Origin of the sequence: Arcobacter sp. YIC-80, assembly GCF_044841725.1 — a bacterium.
In the GTDB taxonomy this organism is placed as follows: domain Bacteria; phylum Campylobacterota; class Campylobacteria; order Campylobacterales; family Arcobacteraceae; genus Arcobacter_B.
On record NZ_JBJBSI010000002.1, the window covers coordinates 137,890 to 161,085 of the forward strand.

Here is a 23,196-nt window from a genome sequence, read left to right on the forward strand (position 1 = left end):
AAAAACTTAGCTAGAATGAAAATATGAAAGAAATAGCAATTATTGGCTCAACTGCCTCAGGAAAAACTGGCTTATCAATTGAGATAGCTAAAAAAACAGATTCTATTATATTATCACTTGATTCTTTGAGTGTCTACAAAGAAATTGATATTGCTTCTGCAAAACCTACAAAAAATGAAAGAGATAATATTATCCATTTCGGGATAGATGAAGTTTATCCAAATGAAGAATTTGATGTAATAGAATTTATAAAACTTTATAAAAAAACAAAAAAATATGCCCAAGAAAATAATAAAAGTTTAATCATCGTAGGTGGAACAAGTTTTTATTTAAAAACATTAATTGAAGGTATGTCTATTGGTGTAAATTCAAAAATAAAACTTGATATACCTGTAGATGAAGCTTATGATTTACTCTATTCTTTAGACAAAGAATATATGCAAAAAATTGAGAAAAATGACAAATACAGAATAGAAAAAGCTTATGCTATTTATAAAGACTCAAAATTAACACCAACTCAATACTTTAAAGAAAATCCCAAAAAACCAATAGCTCCAGATCTTAAAATATTTGAGATTTTATGGGATAGAGATGAGCTTAGAAGAAGAATAAGTCTCAGAACAAAGCAAATGATAAAAGATGGTTTAATTGATGAAGTAATTTACTTAGAAAATAAATATACAAGAGAACCAAACTGTATGAGTTCAATTGGAATTATTGAAACATTAGAATATCTTGATGGAAAAATAAATAAAGAACAATTAGAAGAAAAAATATCTTTAAATACAGCTAAGCTAGCAAAAAGACAAAATACTTTTAACAAAGGACAATTTGAAAACAAAACTTCAAATATAATAGAAAACTTAAATTCAGATATTATTAAGTATTTTTCGCTATAATCCCGCTTTACAAGAGTTTAATAAAGGACAACATAAGATTTGATCTTTTATTTTACATTAATTAATATAAGGAATATGGCGTGAAAAAAGATATCCACCCAGATTATAAAGAGTGTACAGTATCTTGTGCTTGTGGTAACTCATTTGTAACTAAATCAAATGTTGAAACTATGAGAATTGATATTTGTTCTGCTTGTCACCCATTCTTTACTGGTGAGCAAAAAATTGTTGATGCTGCTGGTAGAGTTGAGAAATTCAAAGCTAAATATAACAAATAATATTTATGCTTACTTTAGTTCCAACTCCAATAGGAAACCTCGAAGATATTTCTTTAAGGGCTTTAAATGTTCTATTGGAAGCGGAACTAATTTTTTGTGAAGATACAAGAGTCACAAAAAAACTTCTAAATTTACTAGGTGAAAAAAATAACCTAGACTTTTCAAACAAACTTTATCAATCTTTTCATTCACATAATGAAAATCAAGTATTAAAAACTTTATCAAAAGAAGCTTTTACTAAAAATGTTGTTTATGTAAGTGATGCTGGAATGCCTTGTGTTTCTGATCCAGGAGCAACACTTGTAGATTTTTGTATACAAAATGACATAAAATATGATGTATTACCAGGGGCCAATGCAGTTTTAACTGCTTATGCAATGAGTGGGTTTACACATACTACTTTCGCATTTCATGGTTTTTTAGCCCATAAAGGAAGTGAAAGAACTTCAAAACTAGATGCTATTTTAAACGATGATAAACTAGCAATACTTTATGAATCACCCCATAGACTTCTAAAACTATTAGAAGAACTATCTAAAAAAGATGAAAATAGAACAATATTTTTAGTAAAAGAAATATCAAAACTTTATCAAACTTCATATAAAGATACAGCTTTAAATTTATTTGAACAGCTAAAACAAACTCAAATAAAAGGCGAATGGGTAGTAGTGATAGAACCTATAGCAAAAACGGGAGAAGCTCTGAGTCTAAAAGATATTGAAGATTTAGATATAGCACCTAAAATAAAAGCTAAACTTTTAGCAAAAATGACAGGAAGAAAAACTAAAGAAATTTACCAAGAACTAATGTAAAAGAGGTTTATCAAGATTTTTTAGATAAAATCTAGCCATGATAATATACGGTAAACAAATTGTACTTTATGTACTAGACAAACACCCCCATTTAATTGAAGAAGTAATGTTTTCTAAAGAGATAGATAAAAAGCTATTCTCTAAGTTTTTAAAACTTGGTAAAAAGATTATCAAGCTTGATAATAAAAAAGCTCAAGGCCTTTCAAAAGGTGGGAATCATCAAGGCTTCTTTTTAAAACTAAAAGAGTTTGAATATACTGATATCAAAGATATCAAAAATATGAACTTTATTTTAGTATTAGATGGATTAACTGATGTAGGAAATATTGGAGCTATTGTTAGAACAGCTTATTCACTTGGAGTTGAAGGAATTGTAGCTTCAAACGTAAGAACCCTAAATAACTCAGGAATCTTTAGAACAAGTGCAGGTTCTCTAATAGATGTACCTTTTGCACTTTATCCAAAAAGTGTTGATTTAGCAAATGAACTTCAACAATGTGGTTTTGCACTAATTGGTGCAACAATGGATGGAACTGATTTAAAAAAATATGGAAAAATCGAAAAAACAGATAAGGTAGCTTTATTTTTAGGAAGTGAGGGAGAGGGAATATCTCCTAAAGTCCAAAAGAAACTTGATCTAAAAGTATCTATTGGAATGGAACACGATTTTGACTCATTGAATGTATCAGTTGCAGCAGGAATATTAATTTATAACTTAAAAAAATAGAGATTAAAAATGATAAAAAAATTAGTTTTAATAATTGCATTAAGTATTACATTAAGTGCAAATTTAGATATAAAAATTGAAAATTTATTAGGTTCAAATACTTATAATACTCATAAAAACTTAATAAATTTTATTTTTTCAAAAAAAAGTGATTACTATCAAAATGGTAAATTAAACTATACTTTAGTAACACAAAAATTAAGTAATAACAATTTATTAAAACTAAAATACTCTTCTACAAAATATATTGATATAGAATTCAAACTTATAGGAGAACAAAAAAAATCTCTACTTATTGTAAAAGATATCTTGAAATCATTGGGACACTATTATTATTTTACGCAAGAAGCTAAATACGAAAAAAATAAATTACTATGGAAAATAAAATTAAAAACTGATGTCGCCATCAACCCTCTTAGATTATCACAGTCTCTTGATAAAACAAATAGCAAGATACTAAATATAATTAAAGAGGGTAGCTCTAAATTTACTTATGTAATTGATTTTACAAATAGTAAATTAGCAAAAGTTGAAGACTTAACTATTAATAATGATGTTATTTTAAAAAAACCTATTAAACCTTATATAATAAGTATAGCCAATGCTTCTACTTTAAATATAGAATCACATACAGGTAATAGATGGCATCCTAATATTACTTTTTATGATAACAATATGAATATTATAGAAATTATTAAAGAAAATAGTCAAAAAAGAAGTTTTAAAGTTGATGTACCAACAGATACATCCTATATCAAAATAGATGATTTATATTCCCTTACAAATTTAAGAAGAGGGATTAGTATAACTAAGGAGTAAAAAAGTGTTTCCTGAAATAGAGTTTGAAAGAATGAAAAGACTTCCTAATTATGTGTTTGCAGAGGTAAACAATATAAAAATGGAAGCAAGAAGAAATGGTGAAGATATTATAGATTTTTCAATGGGAAATCCTGATGGACCTGCACCAAAACATATCACTGATAAATTAACAGAAGCAGCACAAAAACCAAAAAATCATGGTTATAGTGCAAGTGCAGGTATTTATAAATTAAGACTTGCTATTTGTAATTGGTATAAAAGAAAATATGGAGTAGAAGGGTTAGACCCAGATAAACATGCTTGTGCAACTATGGGATCTAAAGAAGGTTATGTGCATTTAGTACAAGCTATTGTAAATGTTGGAGATACAGCTGTTGTACCAGACCCTACATACCCTATTCATTCTTATGCTTTTATGTTAGCAGGTGCAGGTATTCATAAATTTGAATTAAGTTTTGATGATGAATATAAAGTTGATGAAGATTTATTTTTTGAAAGATTACAAAAAACTTTAGACGAGTCAATACCAAAAGCTAAATTTGTGGTTGTAAACTTCCCACATAATCCAACGTGTGCAACAGTTACACCTGAATTTTACCAAAGACTAGTTGATTTAGCTAAAAAAGAAAGATTTTATATCATCTCTGATATTGCTTATGCAGATATCACATTTGATGGTTACAAAACTCCATCAATTTTCCAAGCAAAAGGTGCTTTAGATGTAGCAGTTGAATCATTTACTTTATCTAAGTCTTATAATATGGCCGGATGGAGAGTTGGATTTATCACAGGAAATGAAAAGCTTGTAGGAGCATTAAAAAGAATCAAGTCGTGGCTTGATTATGGTATGTTTACTCCAATTCAAGTTGCAGCTACTGTAGCACTTGATGGACCACAAGATTGTGTAGAAGAGCATATTGAAAAGTATCATAAAAGAAGAGATGTTATGTTAGAAGCTTTTGCAGATGCAGGATGGGAAATGAATACTCCAAATGCTTCAATGTTTATTTGGGCAAAAATTCCAAAATGTGCTCAACATTTAGGAAGTATGGAGTTCTCAAAACAACTTCTAACAGAAGCAAAAGTTGCAGTAAGTCCAGGTATTGGTTTTGGAAAATATGGTGACCAATATGTAAGAATTGCTTTAATTGAAAATGAAAAAAGAATTAGACAAGCTGCAAGAAATATAAAAAATTATTTAAAAACTTTAGAAAAATAGGAATAAAAATGTTAAAAGTAGGAATTATCGGTGTAGGAACTGTTGGAGCTAGTGTTGCAAATATTTTAAGAGACAATAAAGATATTATTACTGCAAGAGCTGGTACACAAATAGAACCTGTACTAGGTGTAGTTTCAAACTTAAATAAAGATAGAGATGTATCAATAAAATTAACAGATAATGTTGATGAAGTATTAAACGATGAATCAATTGATATTGTTGTTGAATTAATGGGTGGAATTGAAAAACCTTATGAAATTGTAAAAAAAGCACTTGAAAAAGGTAAGGCTGTGGTTACTGCTAATAAAGCATTATTAGCATACCATAGATATGAATTACAAGAAATAGCTGGTGATACTGCATTTGAATATGAAGCAGCTGTTGCAGGAGGTATTCCAATTATTAATGCCTTAAGAGAAGGTTTAACAGCTAATAATATTGATACTATTAGAGGTATCATGAATGGTACTTGTAATTATATGTTAACTAAGATGATAAATGAAGGTGTTGATTATGACACTATCTTAAAAGAATCACAAGAATTAGGTTATGCAGAAGCTGACCCAACATTTGATGTTGGAGGATTTGATGCAGCTCATAAACTACTAATTCTTGGATCAATTGCTTATGGTATAGATGCTAAACCAGAAGATATCTTAATTGAAGGTATTGAAAATATTGAACCTGCTGATATTGAGTTTGCAGGGGAGTTTAACTATTCAATTAAACTTTTAACAATTGCTAAAAAAGTAGGAAACCAAATCGAACTTAGAGTTCATCCTGTATTTATTCCAAATGATGAAATGATTGCTAAAGTTGATGGAGTAATGAATGGTATTTCTGTTATAGGAGATAGAGTTGGTGAGACTATGTATTATGGTCCAGGTGCTGGTGGTGATGCTACTGCTTCTGCTGTAATTGCTAATATCATTGATGTTGCTAGACGAGGTAAAGGATCACCAATGCTTGGATTTGAAACTCCAAATAGTGAAAAACTTTCTTTAATGAAAAAAGATGATATCCAAACAAAATACTACCTAAGACTTACGGTTGAAGATAAAGCTGGAGTTCTAGGAAAAATAGCAAATATTTTAGGAGATAAAAATATTTCTATTGAAAAAATGATTCAAAAACCAATTGACGATGAAACAGCACACATATTACTTTCAACGCATACATCTGTTGAAAAAAATATCAATGATGCCATTAAAACATTAGAAGATACTAGTGTGGTTACTAAAAAACCTATGATGATTAGAATAGAGGACTAAACTCCTCTATTTTATAAATTTTATTATTTACTTCTTTTTTTCTTTATAATTAAACTTTTTACACTATAATCCATTTTATTCTATTTTACAGGATATACTATTTTGAAACAAACAAATGAATTAACAACGAAAGAAATTCCCTCTTTAATTAAACAACTTGCCATACCAGCAAGTACAGGGATGTTTTTTAATACCATGTATAATGTAGTTGATACATTTTATGCTGGTCTTATCTCAACACAAGCAGTTGCTGCATTATCTTTATCCTTTATGATATTTTTTACTATTATTGGCTTTGGATATGGATTTTCATCGGCAACAACTGCACTTATTGGAAACCACTTTGGTAAAAAAAGATATAAATTAGCTTCTTTATATGCTCAAAAAGGTTTAGTATTTATTCCTTTAATTGGAGTGTTTTTAACTATTTTAGGGATTATTTTCGCTCCTAGTTTATTTATACTTCTTGGAGCTAAAGAAGCCTACTTACAAGATGCCATGACATACATAAACCCTATTTTATATGGAAGTATTTTCTTTATGGTAAATTTTGCTTTAAATGCAATACTTGTAGCCAAAGGTGATACAAAAACATATAGAAATACTTTGATTTTTGGTTTCTTTGCAAACTTGGTTTTAAACCCTTTATTTATTTATGGATTTTTATTTATTCCAGCATTAGGACTTCAAGGTATAGCAATAGCTACTGTTTTAATCCAAATAATAAATATGTTTTATATGCTTTACAAAGTAAATCAAACAAATATTATAAGATATGATAGACTTGATTACTTTTTACCAAATATAAAAGTATATAAAGATTTTATAAACCAAGGTTTACCTGCTAGTTTAAATATGCTTATTATGTCCATAGGTTCACTTATACTTACATATTTTGTGTCACATTATGGTATGGAAGCAGTAGCAGGATATGGTATAGGTTTTAGAGTAGAGCAACTTATGCTTTTACCAGCACTAGGACTTAATACAGCTGTTTTAACTCTTGTATCCAACAATTATGGTGCGAAAAAATATGATAGAGTAATTGAGACTTTAAAAGTTGCTATAAAATATGGATTTATAATTTCAACTTTTGGAATAGTATTCCTAAGTATATTTGGAAGATTGATTATCTCACAATTTGACTCAAATGAGATAGTTGTAAACTATGGTTTAGATTACTTACTTATTGAAGTTTGGATTTTCTATGCTTATGTGGTTTTATTTATTTGTGTATCTACACTTCAAGGAATAAAAAAACCAAAAATGATTTTATATATAGCTTTATATAGACAAATTTTTGCTAAATTTATAATTGCTTACTTAATAGTAAAATATTTTGAAATGAGCTTTGCATCACTTTGGATAGGTATCTTTATAGTTATAAATTCAGCAGCAATATTTGCATACTTTTATACAAACAACCTTCTTAAAAAACATTGTCATAGAACTTTATAGTTCTATGATTTAAATACTTAAATTACTCTAAATCCAATTAACTCTTTTAAAGGTTCTTCTAAAACTTCCATAGCTTCATTTAAGTTAATATCATTTTGTTTACAAAGTTTTTTAAGTGTTTTTTTAATTGATTCTTTTTTATTTAGATTTTTTATAAGAGCATATAGAAACTCATTTATTTCTCTAAATAGTACCTCATCACTTGAAAAATCATAATATATTACTGTAAAATTTTCTCTTTTTTCTTCATAGTTTGTATTTATAATATCATATTTAAATCTCTTAATTCTTGCACTTTGTTTTAGAGTATAAGAATTCTCCCACGAAAACTCTTTTATTTTTTTTGTTTTATACTCTTTCATTAGAAGTTCTAATTCAATCCAATCAAAATATAAAAGCTCATATAAAAATTTTCTATCATGAAATAGCTTCTTTTTTTTCACCATTTTTCTATAATCATCTGCTATTTGCCAAACAAAAGGCGTTGAGGGAGGATTTTTTAAAAATAAAAATATACTCTCATCTAATTCTTTTGGAGATACATATTTTATAAATAAAGGAAAGGTATTATTTATAATTTCTTCATATCTATAAAACACCAATTTTTGGTAAATTCCATAAGCATTTGAGCTTGGATTTTCTTGTTGTTTTGAAATGATATCAAAAAATCTATTTTCTACATCTCTTTCTAATTTAGCCATTTCTAACTTCTTTATAAATTTTTTTCATTTGTTTATATTCAGTTATTAACTCCTCTAAAGGAGGAATATTATTATCCCTCTCAATCATTACAGGAGCATCTACTTGCTTTAAAGTATACTCTAAAAGTTTCCATACACCTTTATCTATTGGCATTCCATGAGAATCTATTTTCATATTTGCTTCTTCATCAAAATAATGCCCTGCTGTATGCATATAAGCAACCTTACTTTTATCTATTTGATCTATAAATCTTCTTGCTTTAAAACCATGATTTACAGAGTTTACAAAAACATTATTTACATCAAGTAGCATTTTTGCACCTGATTTTTCCATTACTTCATTTATAAAATCAACTTCTGCCATTTCACTGTAAGGTACTAAATAATAAGTTGCATTTTCAAGTATCAAATTTCTTTGAATAATATCCTCAACCTCTTTAACTCTATCACTTATAACTTCAATCATTTTTTTAGTCATAGGAACAGGTAATAGCTCATAAGATTGTTTATTATCTAATGATGAAAAACTTAGATGTTCAGAATAGTATTCGATATTGTATCTATCTAAAAAAGTTTTGATCTGTTTAACAAACTTTTTATTAAGTTTGTCAACAGACCCAATTGATAGTGATAAACCATGGGCTATAGTTGGTCTTTCAAAAACTGCTTGCTCAAAAGCTTTTTCAAAAAGTTTTGGCATAAACATCCAATTTTCAGGAGTAACCTCCCAAAAATCAGGTCTAAATTTTGTATCTTCTAAATCAAGCAGAAAATCGCTTCTAAGTCCTAAGCCACAGCCTTTTAAATTTATCATCTAATCATCTTCTCCGTTTCATCCACATTTACCAGCGCCACAAGCACCAGTTGCTTTTTTCTCAGTTTTTTTCATGTCACCACCACATTTACCAGCACCGCATGAACCTTTTTTCATTTCTTTTTTCTTCATGTCACCGCCACATTTACCAGCTCCACAAGAACCTTTTTTATCTTTTTTCATATCGCCACCACACTTACCAGCACCGCATGAACCTTTTTTCTCCATTTTCTTAGTTTCACCACCACATTTACCAGCTCCACAAGATCCATTTCCTGCAAATGCTGCTGTTGTTGTTAACGCTGCCCCTAGCATAATTCCTGCTAATGTCATTTTTTTACTCATTTCTTATCCTTTTATTTAAATTTAATTTTTTATTTTTCTACTGCTTGTACTTCTACTTGAATTTTTACATTCTCACCAACTGCTACACCACCAAGCTCTAAAGCTTTATTCCATTTTAGGTCATAATCAAATCTATTGATTTTACCCTCAAGAGTGAAACCAACTCTTGTATTTCCTTCAAAGTCTTTGATTGTTGCTAAATCATCAACTTCTAAAGTAACTGGTTTTGTAATACCTCTAATAGTTAAGTCTCCTTTCATTTCCCCTTCATCACCATCAGCTTTATATGATTTCATCACAAAAGTCATTTTAGGAAATTTTTCTGATAAGAAAAAGTCTTCACTTTTTAAGTGATTATCTCTTTTTACTATTCCTGTATCAACAGATGATGTATCAACTGTTGCTTTAAAAGTATTAAAAGTTTTAGTTTTGCTATCAAAATCTATTACGGCATCGTATTTCTTAAAATCACCCTTAACATTAGTAATCATTAAGTGTTTTACAGAAAAACCTACACTAGTATGAGAGCCATCTAAACTATATGGTGCTGCAAAAGCTACACCTGTAGATAAAACTGCTGTTGCTAAAAGTTTACTAAAAAACTTCATTCTGTCTCCTTTTATTTAACCCTTATTTGTTATCGTAAGAGAATTTTATATGTTTTTTGTGTAGTTAATGTTAAGAATAACTAGCTTTTTATTAAATTTAATGATTTACTGTAATATTTTTTAGTTTTTCACCTTTATAAATAGCATATATATAAAATATTGCTGGTATGATAATAAGTGTCAGTAAAGCTGAACTTACCATACCTCCTATCATAGGAGCTGCAATTCTTTGCATAACTTCACTTCCTACTCCATCTATATACATAATAGGAATAAGTCCACCCAAAATAGCAAATAATGTCATAAGTTTAGGTCTTAGCCTTAAAACTGCTCCTTTATAAATCCCATGAAATATATGCTCTTTTGTAAACTCAACTTGCTTTTTAACTAACTCATTCATAGCTTCATGTAAATAAACAAGCATTACAATAGAAGTTTCAGCAGCAACTCCTAAAAGAGCTAGAAAACCAACTATTACAGCAATAGAGATATTAAAGTTTAAATAATCCAAATAGAATATTCCACCTGTTAATGCAAATGGCAATGTAAAGAAAATTATTACTGTGTATGTAATATTTCTTAATGCAAAATATATCAAAATAAAGATAATCACAAATGTTAAAGGAATAATATAAGTAAGTCTTTTCATAGCTGACTCAAGATATTCACTTTGTCCTGCCCACTCAAGATAATACCCCTCAGGAAGCTTTATATCTTTTAATATACTAATAGCTTCATCTTTATACTGTTTTGATGAAATACCATTTTTTGGCGTGATATAAATAAAGTTTACATTTAAAGCCTTCTCTGATTTAATCACAGATGGCCCTTCTTCATAATATAATTCTGCAAACATCTCTAAAGGTTGAAAACCTAGTTTTGTTTTTACTTGAAGATTTTTTAATGCTGTAATATCTTCTCTTTGAGCTGTTTCATATCTTAGACTTATTGGGTATCGCTCTAAACCATCAATAAAAGTTGAGATTTTACTTCCTGCAACTCCTAAACTTATTGTTGATAAAATATCATTTTTTGTAATCCCATATCTTGATAAAAGCTCTTCTTTTACATCAATATTTAAATAATATCCAGAATTAATTTTATCAGTTGATACAGATAAAGTTTTATCAAAAGCTTTTAATTTTTGCTCTATTAATCCTGCTGTTTCTTCTAACTGCTCATGTCCACTACCATAAAGCTTAATTCCAAGAGGCGTTCTAATACCTGTTAAAAGCATATCAATTCTTCCTCTAATAGGGTATGTCCAAGAATTAATAAGCCCTGCTACTCTTAGTTTTTCATCCATTTCTTGCATAAGCTTTTTGTATGTCATACCCTCTCGCCATTGATCTTGAGGTTTAAAAGTAATAATTGTTTCAATCATAGCAAGTGGTGCTGGGTCTGTTGCACTATCAGCTCGACCTGCTTTTCCAAATACTGTATCAACCTCAGGGAAAGACTTGATAATCTTATCTGTTTTATTTGTAAGTTCTCTTGCTAAATCAACACCTATACCATAAGGAGTTACAGGCATATACATAAAAGTTTGTTCATTCATCATTGGCATAAATTCCCAGTTTTGTTTTTTGTAAACTGGATATGCAGCTATTAGTGTTCCTATAAAACCTAAAACTATTAAGTATCTCATTCTAAGAGATGTTTTTAAGATAGGAGAATATAAAAGAGTAAAAAATCTATTTAAAATGTTTTTATTCTCACTTAGTATCTTTCCTTTTATTAAAAACACCATTAAAATAGGCACTAAAGTAATAGATAAAATAGCTCCTGCTATCATGGCAAAAGTTTTTGTAAAGGCAAGTGGAGTAAATAATCTTCCTTCTTGTCCTGTTAAAGCAAATATTGGTAAGAAAGATACTACTACTAAAATAAGTGCAAAAAAGATTGGACGCCCTACTTGTTTTGCTGATTTTATTATAATCTCTACTCTCTCTTTATTAGAAATATCCTCTTTTCCTTGTAGATACTTATGAGCATTTTCTACCATAACTATTGTTGCGTCTACCATTGCTCCAATAGCAATAGCAATACCACCTAAACTCATAATATTTGAACCCATTCCAAATAGTTTCATTAGTAAAAAAGTAATTAAAACAGTAATAGGTAAAGTAATGATAATAATCAATGCACTTCTAAAGTGGAATAAAAATAAGGCACTAACAATAATAACGATAATAGACTCTTCAATAAGTGTATTTTTTAAAGTATCAATAGCCTTATCAATAAGTGATGTTCTATCATAAGTTTCAACGACTTCAACACCCTCTACTTTTAAAGTCTCTAGCTTTTTCTTTACAGCTTTTATTACAGCATAAGGGTTTTCACCATATCTTACAACAACTATTCCACCTACTGTATCACCCTGCCCATTTAAATCAGCCATACCTCTTCTATTTGAAGAAGTTATATTTACATCAGCTATATCTTTTATTTTTAAAGGTGTGTCATTAAAAGTTTTGATTGTGATATTTTCAATATCAACAACACTTTGCAAATAACCTTTGGCTTGAATCATTTGTTCAAAACCATTCTCTAAAATTATTCTTCCACCTTTTTCATCATTGTTTGAAGTTAGAGCTTTTTTTACTTCGCCAATACTTAAATCATATTGTACTAGCTTATCTTGGTTTAGGGTAATCTCATAGTTTTTTATAAAACCACCAATTGAAGCTACTTCACTTACACCATCAACACCTAAAAGTGCATATTTATAATAGTAATCTTGTAAGGTTCTTAATTCATCAAGGGATTTAGTATCTGATTTTAAAGCATATTCATAAGCCCAACCAACACCTGTAGCATCTGGACCAATAGCCACATTTACACCATCAGGAAATGTTCCTTGAAGCTGTGATAACTGCTCTAAAATTCTATTTCTTGAATCATATAAATCTGTACCATCTTTAAAAATGATATAAATCAAAGCATTTTGAAAAGAACTCATAGCTCTTACAGTTTCAATATTTGGCAAACTCATAAGATTTGATATCAAAGGATATGACACTTGCTCTTCAATTGTTTTTGGACTTTGTCCTGGCCATTTAACTTGTACAATTACTTGAGGTGGTGATAAATCAGGAATTGCATCAAGAGATGTATTTTTAACTGCCCAAAATGAAGCAAAACTTAGAACTATTACAGAAAATAAAATTAAAAATTTATTTTTTATACTATATGAGATTATATTTTCAACCATGATATATTCCTACCAGTCATCATCTGTATCTGAGTCATAAAGTGCATTTGTAATTGCATCTGAATCCAATAAGAATAATGCATTGTTTATTACTTCATCACCTTCTTCTAAACCATCAAGTATTTCGTACTTATAAGAAGAGAGTCTTTTTGCTTCAACCTTTACAGGTTCAAACTCTTTTTTTGAAATAGGTTTAAATACATAATATTCACTTCCTTTTGATAAAACTGCTGTTTTAGGAAGAGTAAGCATTGTTTTTTGTGTAGATTTTAATTTTATTGTTCCAAACATATTTGGATAAAGTTTTAAATCTTTATTATCAACTACAAATCTTACATCAATACTTTTATCTTTTTCATCAACATTTGGATAAATATAATCAAGTTTTGTTTTAATAGGAGTAGTTAATCCATCTACATAAACTAAGGCTTCCATCTTATCTTTTAAAAACCCTAAATCTTTTTGATAAATATTTGCTATAAACCATAGTTTTTCTATATTTGCCAACTGCATTAAAAGGTTACCTTTTCTAATGGCACCTTTGTCATTTATATTTTTTTGTAAAACAATAGAATTTATAGGAGAATATACTTTTATTCCTTTATAAGAAAGCTTTGCATTTTTTATTTTCTGCAACTCTTTTTTATTTATATCTAAAGCTTTCAACCTCTCCATAGTACTTAAATAAAGGCTTTTATTAACTCTTTTTGCGACTTGTAACTCTTTTTGAATTGAATAAATCTCGTCTGAATAAACTTGAAAAAGTTCATCATTTTTATTTACTTTCATAAAAGTTTTATTTGCATTTAAATTTGTGATAAATCCATCAAATCTAGTAACCACATCAACTACTTTTGATTCATCAATTGCCATCTTTCCATAAAAGCTTTTTGTTATTGAAACCTCTTCTTGTTTTACTTTTACTGTTTTTCGATTGAAAAGCTGTTCTACTTCTATAATTTTTGCATTTAAACTTGTAAAAATAAATAGTGATAAAAAAATCGCACTTTTAATATAATATTTTTGCATTTATTAGTCCTCTAAAGTATAGTATTTTGTTTTAGCATAGTTTGAAAAGTACTCAAACTTTTCATCAAGGGCTTTTATCTCAAACGAAATTAATTCATTTAGATTTTTAATTAAAGCTTGTGGCTTAACCTTTGAAAAACTATTATAGTTTTCAAGGTTTTTCTGTATCTTTTTTTTAAGTGGTAAAATTTGCTTTTTTATAAGTTTATAGTTTAAAAAAGCACTATTTGCACTATTGACGTATGTTTTAAGTTCTGTTTGTAAAACTCTTTTTGTATCATCAAGTTTTGAAGTGATTTTATTTGACTCAAACTTTGCTTTTAAAGAGTTCAATTTTTGAGTATTATTTATAGTTAAAGGTATATTTACAGAGATATTCGCATAATCTTCAAACTTGCTATCCCTATTAAAATAAGTCACATTTACTTTAATATCAGGTATTTGTTTTGCTTTTTCAAGCTTTGAAAGATATATATATTTTTTTGATTTTATATACTCTTGTTTTAAAACTGGATGTTTATCACTATTCATATTTAAAACTAGCTTTTTTAACTTGTTTATATCACTTTGTGAAATTTCATCTATTTTCATATAAGAAATTTGCTCTAGCTTTAAATATAAATTATCAATTAGATTTTTTAACTTTTGTTTTTGAATCTCTACATTAAAAAAAAGTACCTTCGCGTCTATTACTTCATTTTGTGTAGTTTTCCCCAACTCATAAAGAGATTTAGATAAAGACTCTAGTGTTTTGATATTTTTTTTATACTCATCAAGTAGTTTTAGTTTGTTTTCTAAAACTACTATTGAGTAAGCTAACTCATAAATCTTTGCTTTTAACTTTAACTTTTTATTTTCTAGTACTAGAGTTTTGATTTGCATATCTTTTAAAGCTATTTTTTCTTTTATTTCTAATTTCCCATTTGTAGGAACAACTTGAGAAAGCCCAATAAAAGTAGCCTGCATTGCTTCTTTATCTCTTTTAAAAGGTTCATCAAAATGAATATCATTAAATCCAAAACTAAGTACTGGATCACTCCATTTTGAAGCAAGTTTTATATTTTCATTCGCAACTTTAATAGAGTGATTTAAACTTCTTAAATCACTACTATTTTGTAAACTATTTGATACAATTTCATCAATTGTTACTGCAAAACTTAAAGATGTGCAAAGACTTAGAGTTAAAGCTAACTTTTTCATTATATATTCACGCTTCCTCTTACAGTATGAACTTTTCCTTCTTTCGTTTTAAATTTAAGTTGATACTGCCAAGTTCCACTCATAGTAAAATTAATCATCATTTTATATTTACCATTTACTAGTTTTGCTTTATCTTTATATTCCATATATGGCATACCTGGCATTTCGGGCATAAAAAACTTTGATTTTACTTTTGCGTTTGTTACTGTTTGTCCATCTTTAAAAAGTTCAACAAAAATATCATTTTCTCCAACTACTAAAGATTTTTCAGACGTAAGTTTAATAGTATAACCACCTTTTTCTCCTGTTTGAGAAATAGGTTGGGCATTTAAAATACCTACTGCAAATAACATTGCTACAATTACTTTGAAAATTGATTTCATTTAAGACTCCTATTTTTATTTTAAGAATCTTAGCTATTTTGTATGGAGTTTGTGTGGAGTTAAAACTTTAGTTCAAAAATTGTATATTCTTGATTTTGAGAGGAAACATCTATTTTAATATTATAATATTTACAAATATCGCTAACTATATTTAATCCAAGACCAAAACCACCTTGTTGAGAGGTTGCTCTATAATATCTTTTAAAAATATCATTTATTTTTTCTTTTTTTATTCCTATACCTGTATCTTTAATAGTTAAAGTATTTTCATCTAAAGTAATATAAATTTTCCCTTTTACTTTATTATATTTTATGGCATTTGAAATAAGATTATTTACAACTCTAATAAAATCATCTTTATCAATTTCAAAATAAAAATCTTTTATATCTTTTTTTATTTCAATTTTTTTCTTACTTGATAATGGAATAAAATACTCAAGTTGTTCTTCTATTAACTCTTTTAGATTATGTTTTTTTATATCTCTATTTTTATCTTTATTTTGTAAAAAAATATATGTTAAATCTTTATATATCTCAGATACTCTTTGGGCACTAAGTCTTATTCTTTCAATCTTTTTTTCATTTAAAGTTTTATTTTCAGTAGACATCATAATAGCACTAATAGGAGTATTTAACTCATGTGTAGTATCTTTTATAAAGTTATTTAACTTAACTCTTTCTTCTTTTATTGGTTTTAAAAAAAGCTTTCCAAGATAAAAACCAACGAGACATATAAACAAATAAATAAAAGAAAAAAATACTAAAATATTTAGTTTTAAACTATCTATTTTCTCATGATAGGAATTATCTTCAATAGCTAAAAAATAGACCCCTAAATGTCCAAATGTTGAATCATCAACTAAAATTAAACTTTTTTTTGTTTCTATAACTTTTTTTTCTAAATTTAATTTTGTATTGAGATTACCAAAAAGCTTTTTTTTGTTTTTATCATAAAAAGCTATTTTATAAGTTTTATTTTTTAAAAGATTAGAAGTATCAAACTTGCTATTTGACATGTGAGCTAAAGTGATTTTAGAAGATAGCTTTGATAAATTATTTTGCATTTTTGATTTTGTTAAATCTAAATAAAGTCTTTGTTCATTTTGAAAATAAAAAAAAGCCAAAAATAAAATCAAAATCAAAGAAGAACCTAAAAATAGACCAACAAATCTATAATAAGTACTCTTTTCACTAGCTGTTAAATCTATAGCCTACTCCTCTAATATTTGAGATCAAATCCTCATTTAAAATTTTACGTAAATTTTTTATATATGTTCTTATTGTTGCAGGACTTGGATTATCTTCATAAGCCCATACATTCATACTTAGTTCATCTACACTTACAGCAACATTTTTTCTTTTCATTAAGTATAATAACACATCACTCTCTTTTTGTCTAATGTGAATTTTTTCATTATCTTTTATTATTTCTAAATTATTTACATCAAATTTTATATCTTCACTAATTTTTAAAAGTTTATTAAGAGAAATATTATGAAGTCTGCAAACATTTTTAATTCTTAAATCTAACTCTTTTAGCTCAAAAGGTTTTTTAATATAATCATCACAACCCGTTTTAAAACCTTCTTCCACATCCTCTAATAAATTTGCAGATGTGATAAAAATTGTTGCAGTATTTATATTTTCATCTCTTAAATGCTTTAATAATTCAAAACCATTTAAAGAAGGTACATTAACATCAAATAATAATATATCATAGTTTTTAGAATAAATAAGTTCTAAAGCTTCATTTCCATCATAAGCACAGTCTACATCGTGCCCTTTCTCTTCTAAATGCTCTTCTATTATCTCATTTAGTAATAAATCATCTTCTAATAATAATATTTTCATATAATTCCTTATGAAAAAATTATAACATAAATATTATTATATAAAGAGATTACTAAAGTAATCTCTTTTAATTTAGAATGAATAAATTAATCTTGTTCTTAAATCAGTAGCATCTTTAGCATCATCTTCATAATCTAAAATCGAATAATCCAATTGAGCTTTTAATGAGCTATTAAATTTATACTCTAAATTTAATGTAGTTTCATCTAAATCTGCATTAATTGAAGGTAAATCAAAACTAGAATATCTTAATTTTGTTTTTAAATCTGCAAACTTATAAGCAGCTCCAATTTGCCATGAATCTGCTCCTGCTTTAAATGCTTTAGAACCAGCTGTTTTAGTTGTAGCAGTATAGTGAGAATAAGCTCCTTGTCCAATACCTCTAACTACATCATTATCATCATCTGTTGAAGTATATCCTGCAAATAATGAAACATCTGAAATATTACCACCAATTTTAAATCCATACATTGAAGAATCATTAGATGATGCAGCATCATAATTTGTATTATAATATTGAGCAGCAATATAAGCAGGTCCTAAATCATATTTAGCATCTGCATAAATCCCTACAGCTACATCAACTACATCTGCATATTGTGCTTGAATAGTTAGATTTGAAATAGAATTGTTCTTTAAATAAATTGTTCTAACACCATCATTACCAATTTTATAAAAATCACCTGGTTCACCTGTTCCATTTGAATCAAAGTTAACAAAAGAGTTATCACTATATGAAGACTTATCAGTTCTTGTTTGATATTTTGTAATTAATCCTGCTACTAATGTAGTATCAGGAATATCACTATTAACTAATAAATATGCTTCAAAAGATTCTTTAATAAGTCTTGAGCCTGAACCTGCTAATAAAGGCGTTTTTACAAATTGTCTACCACCTTTAAATGTAGTATTATTATACGTGTATTGTAAGTAAGACTCTGATAATACAGATCCTTGTGCGTCCATACTTCCTGCTGTTTTACCATCTTCATCATCTATACTTGTTACATGAGAAGTTTGTAGAGTAGCACCTAACACTAATCCATTATATGAATCTGTAACAAAATTTAAAGATCCACCATTTGCCCAAATTGAACTATCATTTTTATTAGCACCATCAAAATTTTGTGCAAAATAATATGACTTAAGTTCTCCTTTTAATTTTCCATTTGAAAATGCTTCTGAAATTGAATCAGCTGCGAATAACTGTGAGCTAGAACTAACTACTGCCACTGCAGTAATTAAACTTAATTTCATTATCTTTTTCATTTCTTCTCCTAATTTTATTAATTTACAAAACACTGGTAGTTTAACTCACAAAGATGTAGTTAGCATGTAGTTTTACACCTTGGTTCCATATTTAAAATATATCATTCAATGAATATATAAAAAGGAATAAAAATGAAAATATTATTATTAGAAGATGATATTATTCTTGCTGATTTATTAAAAGAGTATTTAGAAAAACAAGTTTATAGTGTAACTCATTTTTATTCAGGGGAAGAGGCTTTAGAAGAACTTTTTTTTAATAAATATGATTTATTAATCTTTGATATAAATGTTCCTGATATAAATGGTTTAAAAGTTTTTGAAAATTTTTCAAATGAAGGGTTTAACACACCAATTATTTTTATAAGTGCCTCTACAGACTTTAAAGAATTTGAAAAAGCATATAAAATTGGTGCAAATGATTTTCTTAGAAAACCTTTTAAATTAGAAGAATTAAAACTTAGAATTGAATATATTCAAAAGAACCTTTTATATTCAAAATTTTTCATTTTAAATGAAAATATTAAATTTGATTTTTATAATATGTGCTTAGAAAAAAAAGGGAAAAAAATAAAACTTCCTAAAAAAGAAGCTGAGATAATTAAATATTTTTTAACAAATAGTAATAGAATTATCTCTATAAATGAATTAATAGTTAATATTTGGGATTACTCTAGTACTCCCTCAATTGCTACAATTAGAACATATATAAAAAATATTAGAAAAAACCTTGAGTATGATTTTCTTGAAACTGCTAAAGGCTTAGGATATATATTCAAAATTTAAAGCTACACGTTAACTACATTTAAAAAATATATACTTTTTAAAAGTCAATTCTTGACTTTATTATAATGCCGAAGTAAACTCCTAAATTTTCGAAATCTTTTAAAATGCGAACCTTATACCTTCTCTTCGGCATTATTTTTTCCACACACAGTCCACACGATTTATATAAAATAGTATCAAATAAGATAAGGAGTTCCTATGTTCTCATGTTATAAAAAAATTAAAAAAATACTAATTCAAGAAAACTAAAATGAAAATTTTACTTTTAGAAGATGATATGATTTTAAATGAAATTGTTGAAGAGTTTTTGATATCTTTAAATCATGAAGTAGTTTCAGTTCATGATGGGCAAGAAGCTCTTGAAATGATTTATGAAGAAAAGTTTGATCTTTTTTTATTTGATGTTAATGTACCAAATATTAATGGCTTTGATTTATTAAAAGAATTAAAGAAAGAAAATATAAATACAGCAATAATCTTTATTACTTCAAGAAACTTGCCCGAGGATTTAAAAATTGGTTTTAGTTTAGGATGTGATGACTACCTAAAAAAACCTTTTGAATTAAGTGAACTTCAATTAAGAATAGAAAATATAGCTAGATTAAGACAAATAAATACTTATGGTTTAATCAAAATTGATGAAAATATTCAATACAATTCCCAATCAAAAACTATTATAAAAAACTCTACAGAATATAACTTATCAAATATTGAATCAAAAATATTTGAATATATGCTAAAAAATAAAAATAGACCTTTATCAATTGATGAAATTTCCATTAATATATGGCTCTATGATGAAATACCAGAAACTACTACAATAAGAACTTATATTAAGAACTTAAGAAAAAAACTAGAGAAAGATAGTATTACAACAATAAAAAATATTGGATATAAATTAAATATAAAAGTAGATTAAACTACTTTTATATTTTTTTAAGTTTTAGTCTTAGAGAGTTTAATACTACTGTAACAGAACTAAAACTCATAGCAATTCCTGCGTACATAGGACTTAACATTAGTCCCCATACTGGATATAAAACTCCTGCAGCAAGTGGAATTCCAACAGCATTGTAAATAAATGCCCAAAATAAATTTTGTTTAACTATTTTCATAGTTTCAACAGATAAATTTAAACTTTTTATTATGGAATTTAATTCATTGTTGATTAAAATAATATCTCCTGCATCTTTACTTATATCAGAACCAGAGTTTAAAGTAATACCTATATTAGCTTTTTTTATTGCGGCAGCATCATTTATACCATCACCAGCAAACATTACTATTGCATTTCTTTGTAACTCATCTATAATCTCATACTTTTCAGTAGGGATAACTTCACTATAAACTTTTTCAATTCCTAAATTATTTGCAATACTTAATGCTGTAGTTTTATTATCACCTGTTAATAATACAGGAGTAATTCCTTTATTTTTTAAACTTATAATTAATTGTTTTGCACCTGTTTTTAGTTCATCAGCTAAAGAAAAAGATCCTATAGAAAGTTTATTTATTGCAGCTAAAATAACTCCATTACCTTTTTCTAATTCTTCTAAATAAAACTCTTTATGTTTTTTATGTATTTCAATATTATTTTGCTCTAAAAGTTTTATATTTCCTATAAAGATTTCATCATTTTCATAAAAAGCTTTCACTCCTTTTCCAGGTAAAACCTCAATATTTTCAATTTTTATATCTAAGGGTATTTTTTGATTATCTAAATACTTTACAACTGCTTTTGAAATAGGATGTTCACTATATTTTTCAAGAGAACCTAATAGTTTAAAATATTTTTCTTCTATATCAGTATTAACAACTGAAATTTCTCCTTTTGTTAATGTTCCTGTTTTATCAAAAACTGCATATTTTATTTCTTTAATTTGCTCTAATATTTCTGGGTTTTTGATTAAAATACCTTCTTTTGCTCCTCTACTAACTGAACTAACTATTGCTATTGGTGTAGCTAGTCCTAAAGCACAAGGACAAGATATAATTAAAACACTAATACTCGCAAGTATTGCATTTTGGACATTTCCTAGCATTGCCCATATAATAAAAGTTAAAATAGAAGTTATAATTACTAAAGGAACAAAAACATTAGCAATTTTATCAGCAAATCTACTTATTGGTATTTGTTTACTTTGTGCATTTTTTAAAAGATCAATAATTTTGGATAAAGTTGTATCATTTGATTCTTTTAATACTTTTACTTTTAAAACACCATCTGTATTTAGAGTACCACTTAATACTTCATCATTTATTTCTTTATAAATAGGTAAAGATTCTCCTGTTATCATTGAAGCATCAATATTTGCAGATCCTTCTAGTATCAAACCATCACAAGGAACTTTTTCTCCTGTTTTTACCAAAACTATATCATTAACTTTTAATTCTTTTATTAAAACTTGTTTTATTTCCTTTTCATTCAACACCAAATTTGCATATTGAGGTGCTAACTTCATCAAATTTTTTAAGAATGTACTAGCTTTTTGTTTGGAGTTTTCTTCTAAATATTTACCCAATAAAACAAAACTAATAATTACAGCAGCCCCATCAAAATATAAAAATCTTAAATTCTCAGGAAATAAAGAGGGAAAAAACACAACAAATGTCGAATAAAAATAAGCAGCACTTGTACCTAAAGCTACCAATACATTCATATCATAGTTACCATTTTTTACAGACTTATAAGAGAGTTTATAAAATCTAGCTCCTGTATAAAACTGAACTATTGTTGCTATTAAAAATATTAAATAATTATTTGTAGGTTCATTAAAGAAACTTGAGAAAGCAATGATAAATATAATGATAGTTAAAGATATAGATATAAAAAAGAGTTTTTTTAATTTTTCAAAAGCCATTAACTGTTCTTTTTCTAAGGCTTGAAGATTTTTCTCTACTTTATATCCAAGATTTTCTATTGAGTTAATTAGTTTATCTTCATCAAATTTACTTTCATCAATTTCAAAGTAACCTTGGGAAGAAGCAAAACTTACCTTAGAAGAAATGACACCTTTTTGTTTATTTAAAAATTTTTCTATTCCATTAGAACAGTTTGCACATGTCATTCCTAGAATATTCAAATTTACTTTTTTCTTAGGCATGTTATATCCTTATTAATTTCAAAATCTAATTCTTTCATTATAATCATGTCTCTTAATTGAGACATGATTAATTTATTAATCTAAATCCTCTTCTGGATAGATTGCATCTAATACACTTTGAGGAATTAAAGATTTTTCAACCTTTTTACTTTCACTTTTATGAAATTCTTTATGCATATTCATACACTCTTCTTTGCTCATATTGTGACTATCATTTGCATATAAACTTCCTGCTACTAAACCTAAAGCTAAAACTGATAATACTAACTTTTTCATTTTTTGTCCTTTGTTTTTTGATTTAACGTATTATAAATAACAAAGATGGAAGCAACGTGTAATTTGAAATCTGTTATATTACTAAATACATTAAATAAATTATTTTTTTTAAATTTGTTTGTTTTATAACAAT

23 protein-coding genes are annotated in these 23,196 nt (G+C 27.1%); 10 read left to right on the forward strand and 13 right to left on the reverse strand.

What is annotated here, in order from left to right:
- The first annotated feature begins 23 nt into the window (after positions 1-23).
- The 8 genes from miaA (at position 24) to ACH5BK_RS04695 (ending at position 7,483) form a co-directional block, all read left to right on the forward strand.
- Positions 24-899, forward strand: a complete 876-nt coding sequence (gene miaA, locus ACH5BK_RS04660; protein WP_404304922.1) for a tRNA (adenosine(37)-N6)-dimethylallyltransferase MiaA — start codon at positions 24-26, stop codon at positions 897-899.
- 80 nt (positions 900-979) lie between these two features.
- Complete coding sequence (gene rpmE / locus ACH5BK_RS04665; RefSeq protein WP_404304924.1) at positions 980-1,177, forward strand: 50S ribosomal protein L31; 198 nt, start codon at positions 980-982, stop codon at positions 1,175-1,177.
- Between the two features lie 5 nt (positions 1,178-1,182).
- Positions 1,183-1,989: a 16S rRNA (cytidine(1402)-2'-O)-methyltransferase gene (rsmI, locus tag ACH5BK_RS04670; protein ID WP_404304926.1), complete on the forward strand. Its 807-nt coding sequence runs from the start codon at positions 1,183-1,185 to the stop codon at positions 1,987-1,989.
- Between the two features lie 37 nt (positions 1,990-2,026).
- Positions 2,027-2,716 (forward strand): 23S rRNA (guanosine(2251)-2'-O)-methyltransferase RlmB, encoded by a 690-nt coding sequence (gene rlmB / locus ACH5BK_RS04675; protein WP_404304928.1) that lies wholly within the window; start codon positions 2,027-2,029, stop codon positions 2,714-2,716.
- Between the two features lie 9 nt (positions 2,717-2,725).
- Positions 2,726-3,535, forward strand: coding sequence for a hypothetical protein (locus ACH5BK_RS04680; protein ID WP_404304930.1), 810 nt, complete (start codon positions 2,726-2,728; stop codon positions 3,533-3,535).
- A gap of 4 nt (positions 3,536-3,539) precedes the next feature.
- On the forward strand, positions 3,540-4,754 hold the full coding sequence (locus tag ACH5BK_RS04685) for an LL-diaminopimelate aminotransferase (RefSeq protein ID WP_404304932.1): 1,215 nt from the start codon (positions 3,540-3,542) through the stop codon (positions 4,752-4,754).
- 8 nt (positions 4,755-4,762) lie between these two features.
- Positions 4,763-6,025, forward strand: coding sequence for a homoserine dehydrogenase (locus ACH5BK_RS04690; protein WP_404304934.1), 1,263 nt, complete (start codon positions 4,763-4,765; stop codon positions 6,023-6,025).
- 102 nt (positions 6,026-6,127) lie between these two features.
- Positions 6,128-7,483 carry an MATE family efflux transporter gene (locus ACH5BK_RS04695; RefSeq protein WP_404304936.1) on the forward strand — a complete coding sequence of 452 codons (1,356 nt, stop codon included), beginning with the start codon at positions 6,128-6,130 and terminating at the stop codon, positions 7,481-7,483.
- A gap of 17 nt (positions 7,484-7,500) precedes the next feature.
- Here the strand turns inward: ACH5BK_RS04695 and ACH5BK_RS04700 are convergent, their stop codons facing one another.
- The 11 genes from ACH5BK_RS04700 to ACH5BK_RS04750 form a co-directional block, all read right to left on the reverse strand.
- Positions 7,501-8,184, reverse strand: coding sequence for a hypothetical protein (locus ACH5BK_RS04700; RefSeq protein WP_404304938.1), 684 nt, complete (start codon positions 8,182-8,184; stop codon positions 7,501-7,503).
- Positions 8,177-8,998, reverse strand: coding sequence for a DUF692 domain-containing protein (locus tag ACH5BK_RS04705; protein WP_404304940.1), 822 nt, complete (start codon positions 8,996-8,998; stop codon positions 8,177-8,179). Before ACH5BK_RS04705 ends, ACH5BK_RS04700 begins: the two co-directional genes overlap by 8 nt.
- Positions 8,999-9,016: 18 nt before the next feature.
- Positions 9,017-9,343, reverse strand: coding sequence for a hypothetical protein (locus tag ACH5BK_RS04710; RefSeq protein WP_404304942.1), 327 nt, complete (start codon positions 9,341-9,343; stop codon positions 9,017-9,019).
- A gap of 29 nt (positions 9,344-9,372) precedes the next feature.
- Positions 9,373-9,951 (reverse strand): YceI family protein, encoded by a 579-nt coding sequence (locus ACH5BK_RS04715; RefSeq protein WP_404304944.1) that lies wholly within the window; start codon positions 9,949-9,951, stop codon positions 9,373-9,375.
- 97 nt (positions 9,952-10,048) lie between these two features.
- Complete coding sequence (locus tag ACH5BK_RS04720; RefSeq protein WP_404304946.1) at positions 10,049-13,165, reverse strand: efflux RND transporter permease subunit; 3,117 nt, start codon at positions 13,163-13,165, stop codon at positions 10,049-10,051.
- A 9-nt stretch (positions 13,166-13,174) separates the two neighbouring features.
- A complete protein-coding gene (locus tag ACH5BK_RS04725) occupies positions 13,175-14,194 on the reverse strand; it encodes an efflux RND transporter periplasmic adaptor subunit (RefSeq protein ID WP_404304948.1) in 1,020 nt (339 codons plus the stop codon).
- Positions 14,195-14,197: 3 nt separating this feature from the next.
- The gene (locus ACH5BK_RS04730) at positions 14,198-15,394 is read right to left on the reverse strand and encodes a TolC family protein (RefSeq protein WP_404304950.1); all 1,197 of its coding nucleotides are present in this window, start codon (positions 15,392-15,394) and stop codon (positions 14,198-14,200) included.
- Positions 15,394-15,777, reverse strand: a complete 384-nt coding sequence (locus ACH5BK_RS04735) for a FixH family protein (RefSeq protein ID WP_404304952.1) — start codon at positions 15,775-15,777, stop codon at positions 15,394-15,396. Before ACH5BK_RS04735 ends, ACH5BK_RS04730 begins: the two co-directional genes overlap by 1 nt.
- Positions 15,778-15,836: 59 nt before the next feature.
- A complete protein-coding gene (locus ACH5BK_RS04740; protein ID WP_404304954.1) occupies positions 15,837-16,919 on the reverse strand; it encodes a sensor histidine kinase in 1,083 nt (360 codons plus the stop codon).
- A gap of 49 nt (positions 16,920-16,968) precedes the next feature.
- A complete protein-coding gene (locus ACH5BK_RS04745; RefSeq protein ID WP_404304956.1) occupies positions 16,969-17,628 on the reverse strand; it encodes a response regulator transcription factor in 660 nt (219 codons plus the stop codon).
- A 72-nt stretch (positions 17,629-17,700) separates the two neighbouring features.
- Positions 17,701-18,897, reverse strand: coding sequence for an OprD family outer membrane porin (locus tag ACH5BK_RS04750; RefSeq protein WP_404304958.1), 1,197 nt, complete (start codon positions 18,895-18,897; stop codon positions 17,701-17,703).
- A gap of 132 nt (positions 18,898-19,029) precedes the next feature.
- On the opposite strand from ACH5BK_RS04750, the gene ACH5BK_RS04755 reads away from it, so the two are divergent.
- Together ACH5BK_RS04755 and ACH5BK_RS04760 are read left to right on the forward strand one after the other, a co-directional pair.
- The gene (locus ACH5BK_RS04755; protein WP_404304960.1) at positions 19,030-19,683 is read left to right on the forward strand and encodes a response regulator transcription factor; all 654 of its coding nucleotides are present in this window, start codon (positions 19,030-19,032) and stop codon (positions 19,681-19,683) included.
- A gap of 250 nt (positions 19,684-19,933) precedes the next feature.
- The gene (locus ACH5BK_RS04760; RefSeq protein WP_404304962.1) at positions 19,934-20,602 is read left to right on the forward strand and encodes a response regulator transcription factor; all 669 of its coding nucleotides are present in this window, start codon (positions 19,934-19,936) and stop codon (positions 20,600-20,602) included.
- A 7-nt stretch (positions 20,603-20,609) separates the two neighbouring features.
- On the opposite strand, the gene ACH5BK_RS04765 is transcribed toward ACH5BK_RS04760, so the two are convergent.
- Complete coding sequence (locus ACH5BK_RS04765; RefSeq protein ID WP_404304964.1) at positions 20,610-22,787, reverse strand: heavy metal translocating P-type ATPase; 2,178 nt, start codon at positions 22,785-22,787, stop codon at positions 20,610-20,612.
- Positions 22,788-22,862: 75 nt separating this feature from the next.
- Complete coding sequence (locus ACH5BK_RS04770; protein WP_404304966.1) at positions 22,863-23,063, reverse strand: hypothetical protein; 201 nt, start codon at positions 23,061-23,063, stop codon at positions 22,863-22,865.
- Positions 23,064-23,196: the final 133 nt, after the last annotated feature.

What these genes read in the sequence shown, in the direction of transcription:
- ACH5BK_RS04770 (WP_404304966.1), bottom strand. Translation starts at nt 23,063, where the DNA reads ATGAAAAAGTTAGTATTATCAGTTTTAGCTTTAGGTTTAGTAGCAGGA.
- ACH5BK_RS04715 (WP_404304944.1), bottom strand. Translation starts at nt 9,951, where the DNA reads ATGAAGTTTTTTAGTAAACTTTTAGCAACAGCAGTTTTATCTACAGGT.
- ACH5BK_RS04680 (WP_404304930.1), top strand. Translation starts at nt 2,726, where the DNA reads ATGATAAAAAAATTAGTTTTAATAATTGCATTAAGTATTACATTAAGT.
- ACH5BK_RS04730 (WP_404304950.1), bottom strand. Translation starts at nt 15,394, where the DNA reads ATGAAAAAGTTAGCTTTAACTCTAAGTCTTTGCACATCTTTAAGTTTT.
- rsmI (WP_404304926.1), top strand. Translation starts at nt 1,183, where the DNA reads ATGCTTACTTTAGTTCCAACTCCAATAGGAAACCTCGAAGATATTTCT.
- ACH5BK_RS04755 (WP_404304960.1), top strand. Translation starts at nt 19,030, where the DNA reads ATGAAAATATTATTATTAGAAGATGATATTATTCTTGCTGATTTATTA.
- ACH5BK_RS04725 (WP_404304948.1), bottom strand. Translation starts at nt 14,194, where the DNA reads ATGCAAAAATATTATATTAAAAGTGCGATTTTTTTATCACTATTTATT.
- ACH5BK_RS04745 (WP_404304956.1), bottom strand. Translation starts at nt 17,628, where the DNA reads ATGAAAATATTATTATTAGAAGATGATTTATTACTAAATGAGATAATA.
- rlmB (WP_404304928.1), top strand. Translation starts at nt 2,027, where the DNA reads ATGATAATATACGGTAAACAAATTGTACTTTATGTACTAGACAAACAC.
- ACH5BK_RS04760 (WP_404304962.1), top strand. Translation starts at nt 19,934, where the DNA reads ATGAAAATTTTACTTTTAGAAGATGATATGATTTTAAATGAAATTGTT.
- ACH5BK_RS04720 (WP_404304946.1), bottom strand. Translation starts at nt 13,165, where the DNA reads ATGGTTGAAAATATAATCTCATATAGTATAAAAAATAAATTTTTAATT.
- ACH5BK_RS04735 (WP_404304952.1), bottom strand. Translation starts at nt 15,777, where the DNA reads ATGAAATCAATTTTCAAAGTAATTGTAGCAATGTTATTTGCAGTAGGT.
- ACH5BK_RS04765 (WP_404304964.1), bottom strand. Translation starts at nt 22,787, where the DNA reads ATGCCTAAGAAAAAAGTAAATTTGAATATTCTAGGAATGACATGTGCA.
- ACH5BK_RS04690 (WP_404304934.1), top strand. Translation starts at nt 4,763, where the DNA reads ATGTTAAAAGTAGGAATTATCGGTGTAGGAACTGTTGGAGCTAGTGTT.
- ACH5BK_RS04705 (WP_404304940.1), bottom strand. Translation starts at nt 8,998, where the DNA reads ATGATAAATTTAAAAGGCTGTGGCTTAGGACTTAGAAGCGATTTTCTG.
- miaA (WP_404304922.1), top strand. Translation starts at nt 24, where the DNA reads ATGAAAGAAATAGCAATTATTGGCTCAACTGCCTCAGGAAAAACTGGC.
- ACH5BK_RS04710 (WP_404304942.1), bottom strand. Translation starts at nt 9,343, where the DNA reads ATGAGTAAAAAAATGACATTAGCAGGAATTATGCTAGGGGCAGCGTTA.
- ACH5BK_RS04750 (WP_404304958.1), bottom strand. Translation starts at nt 18,897, where the DNA reads ATGAAAAAGATAATGAAATTAAGTTTAATTACTGCAGTGGCAGTAGTT.
- ACH5BK_RS04700 (WP_404304938.1), bottom strand. Translation starts at nt 8,184, where the DNA reads ATGGCTAAATTAGAAAGAGATGTAGAAAATAGATTTTTTGATATCATT.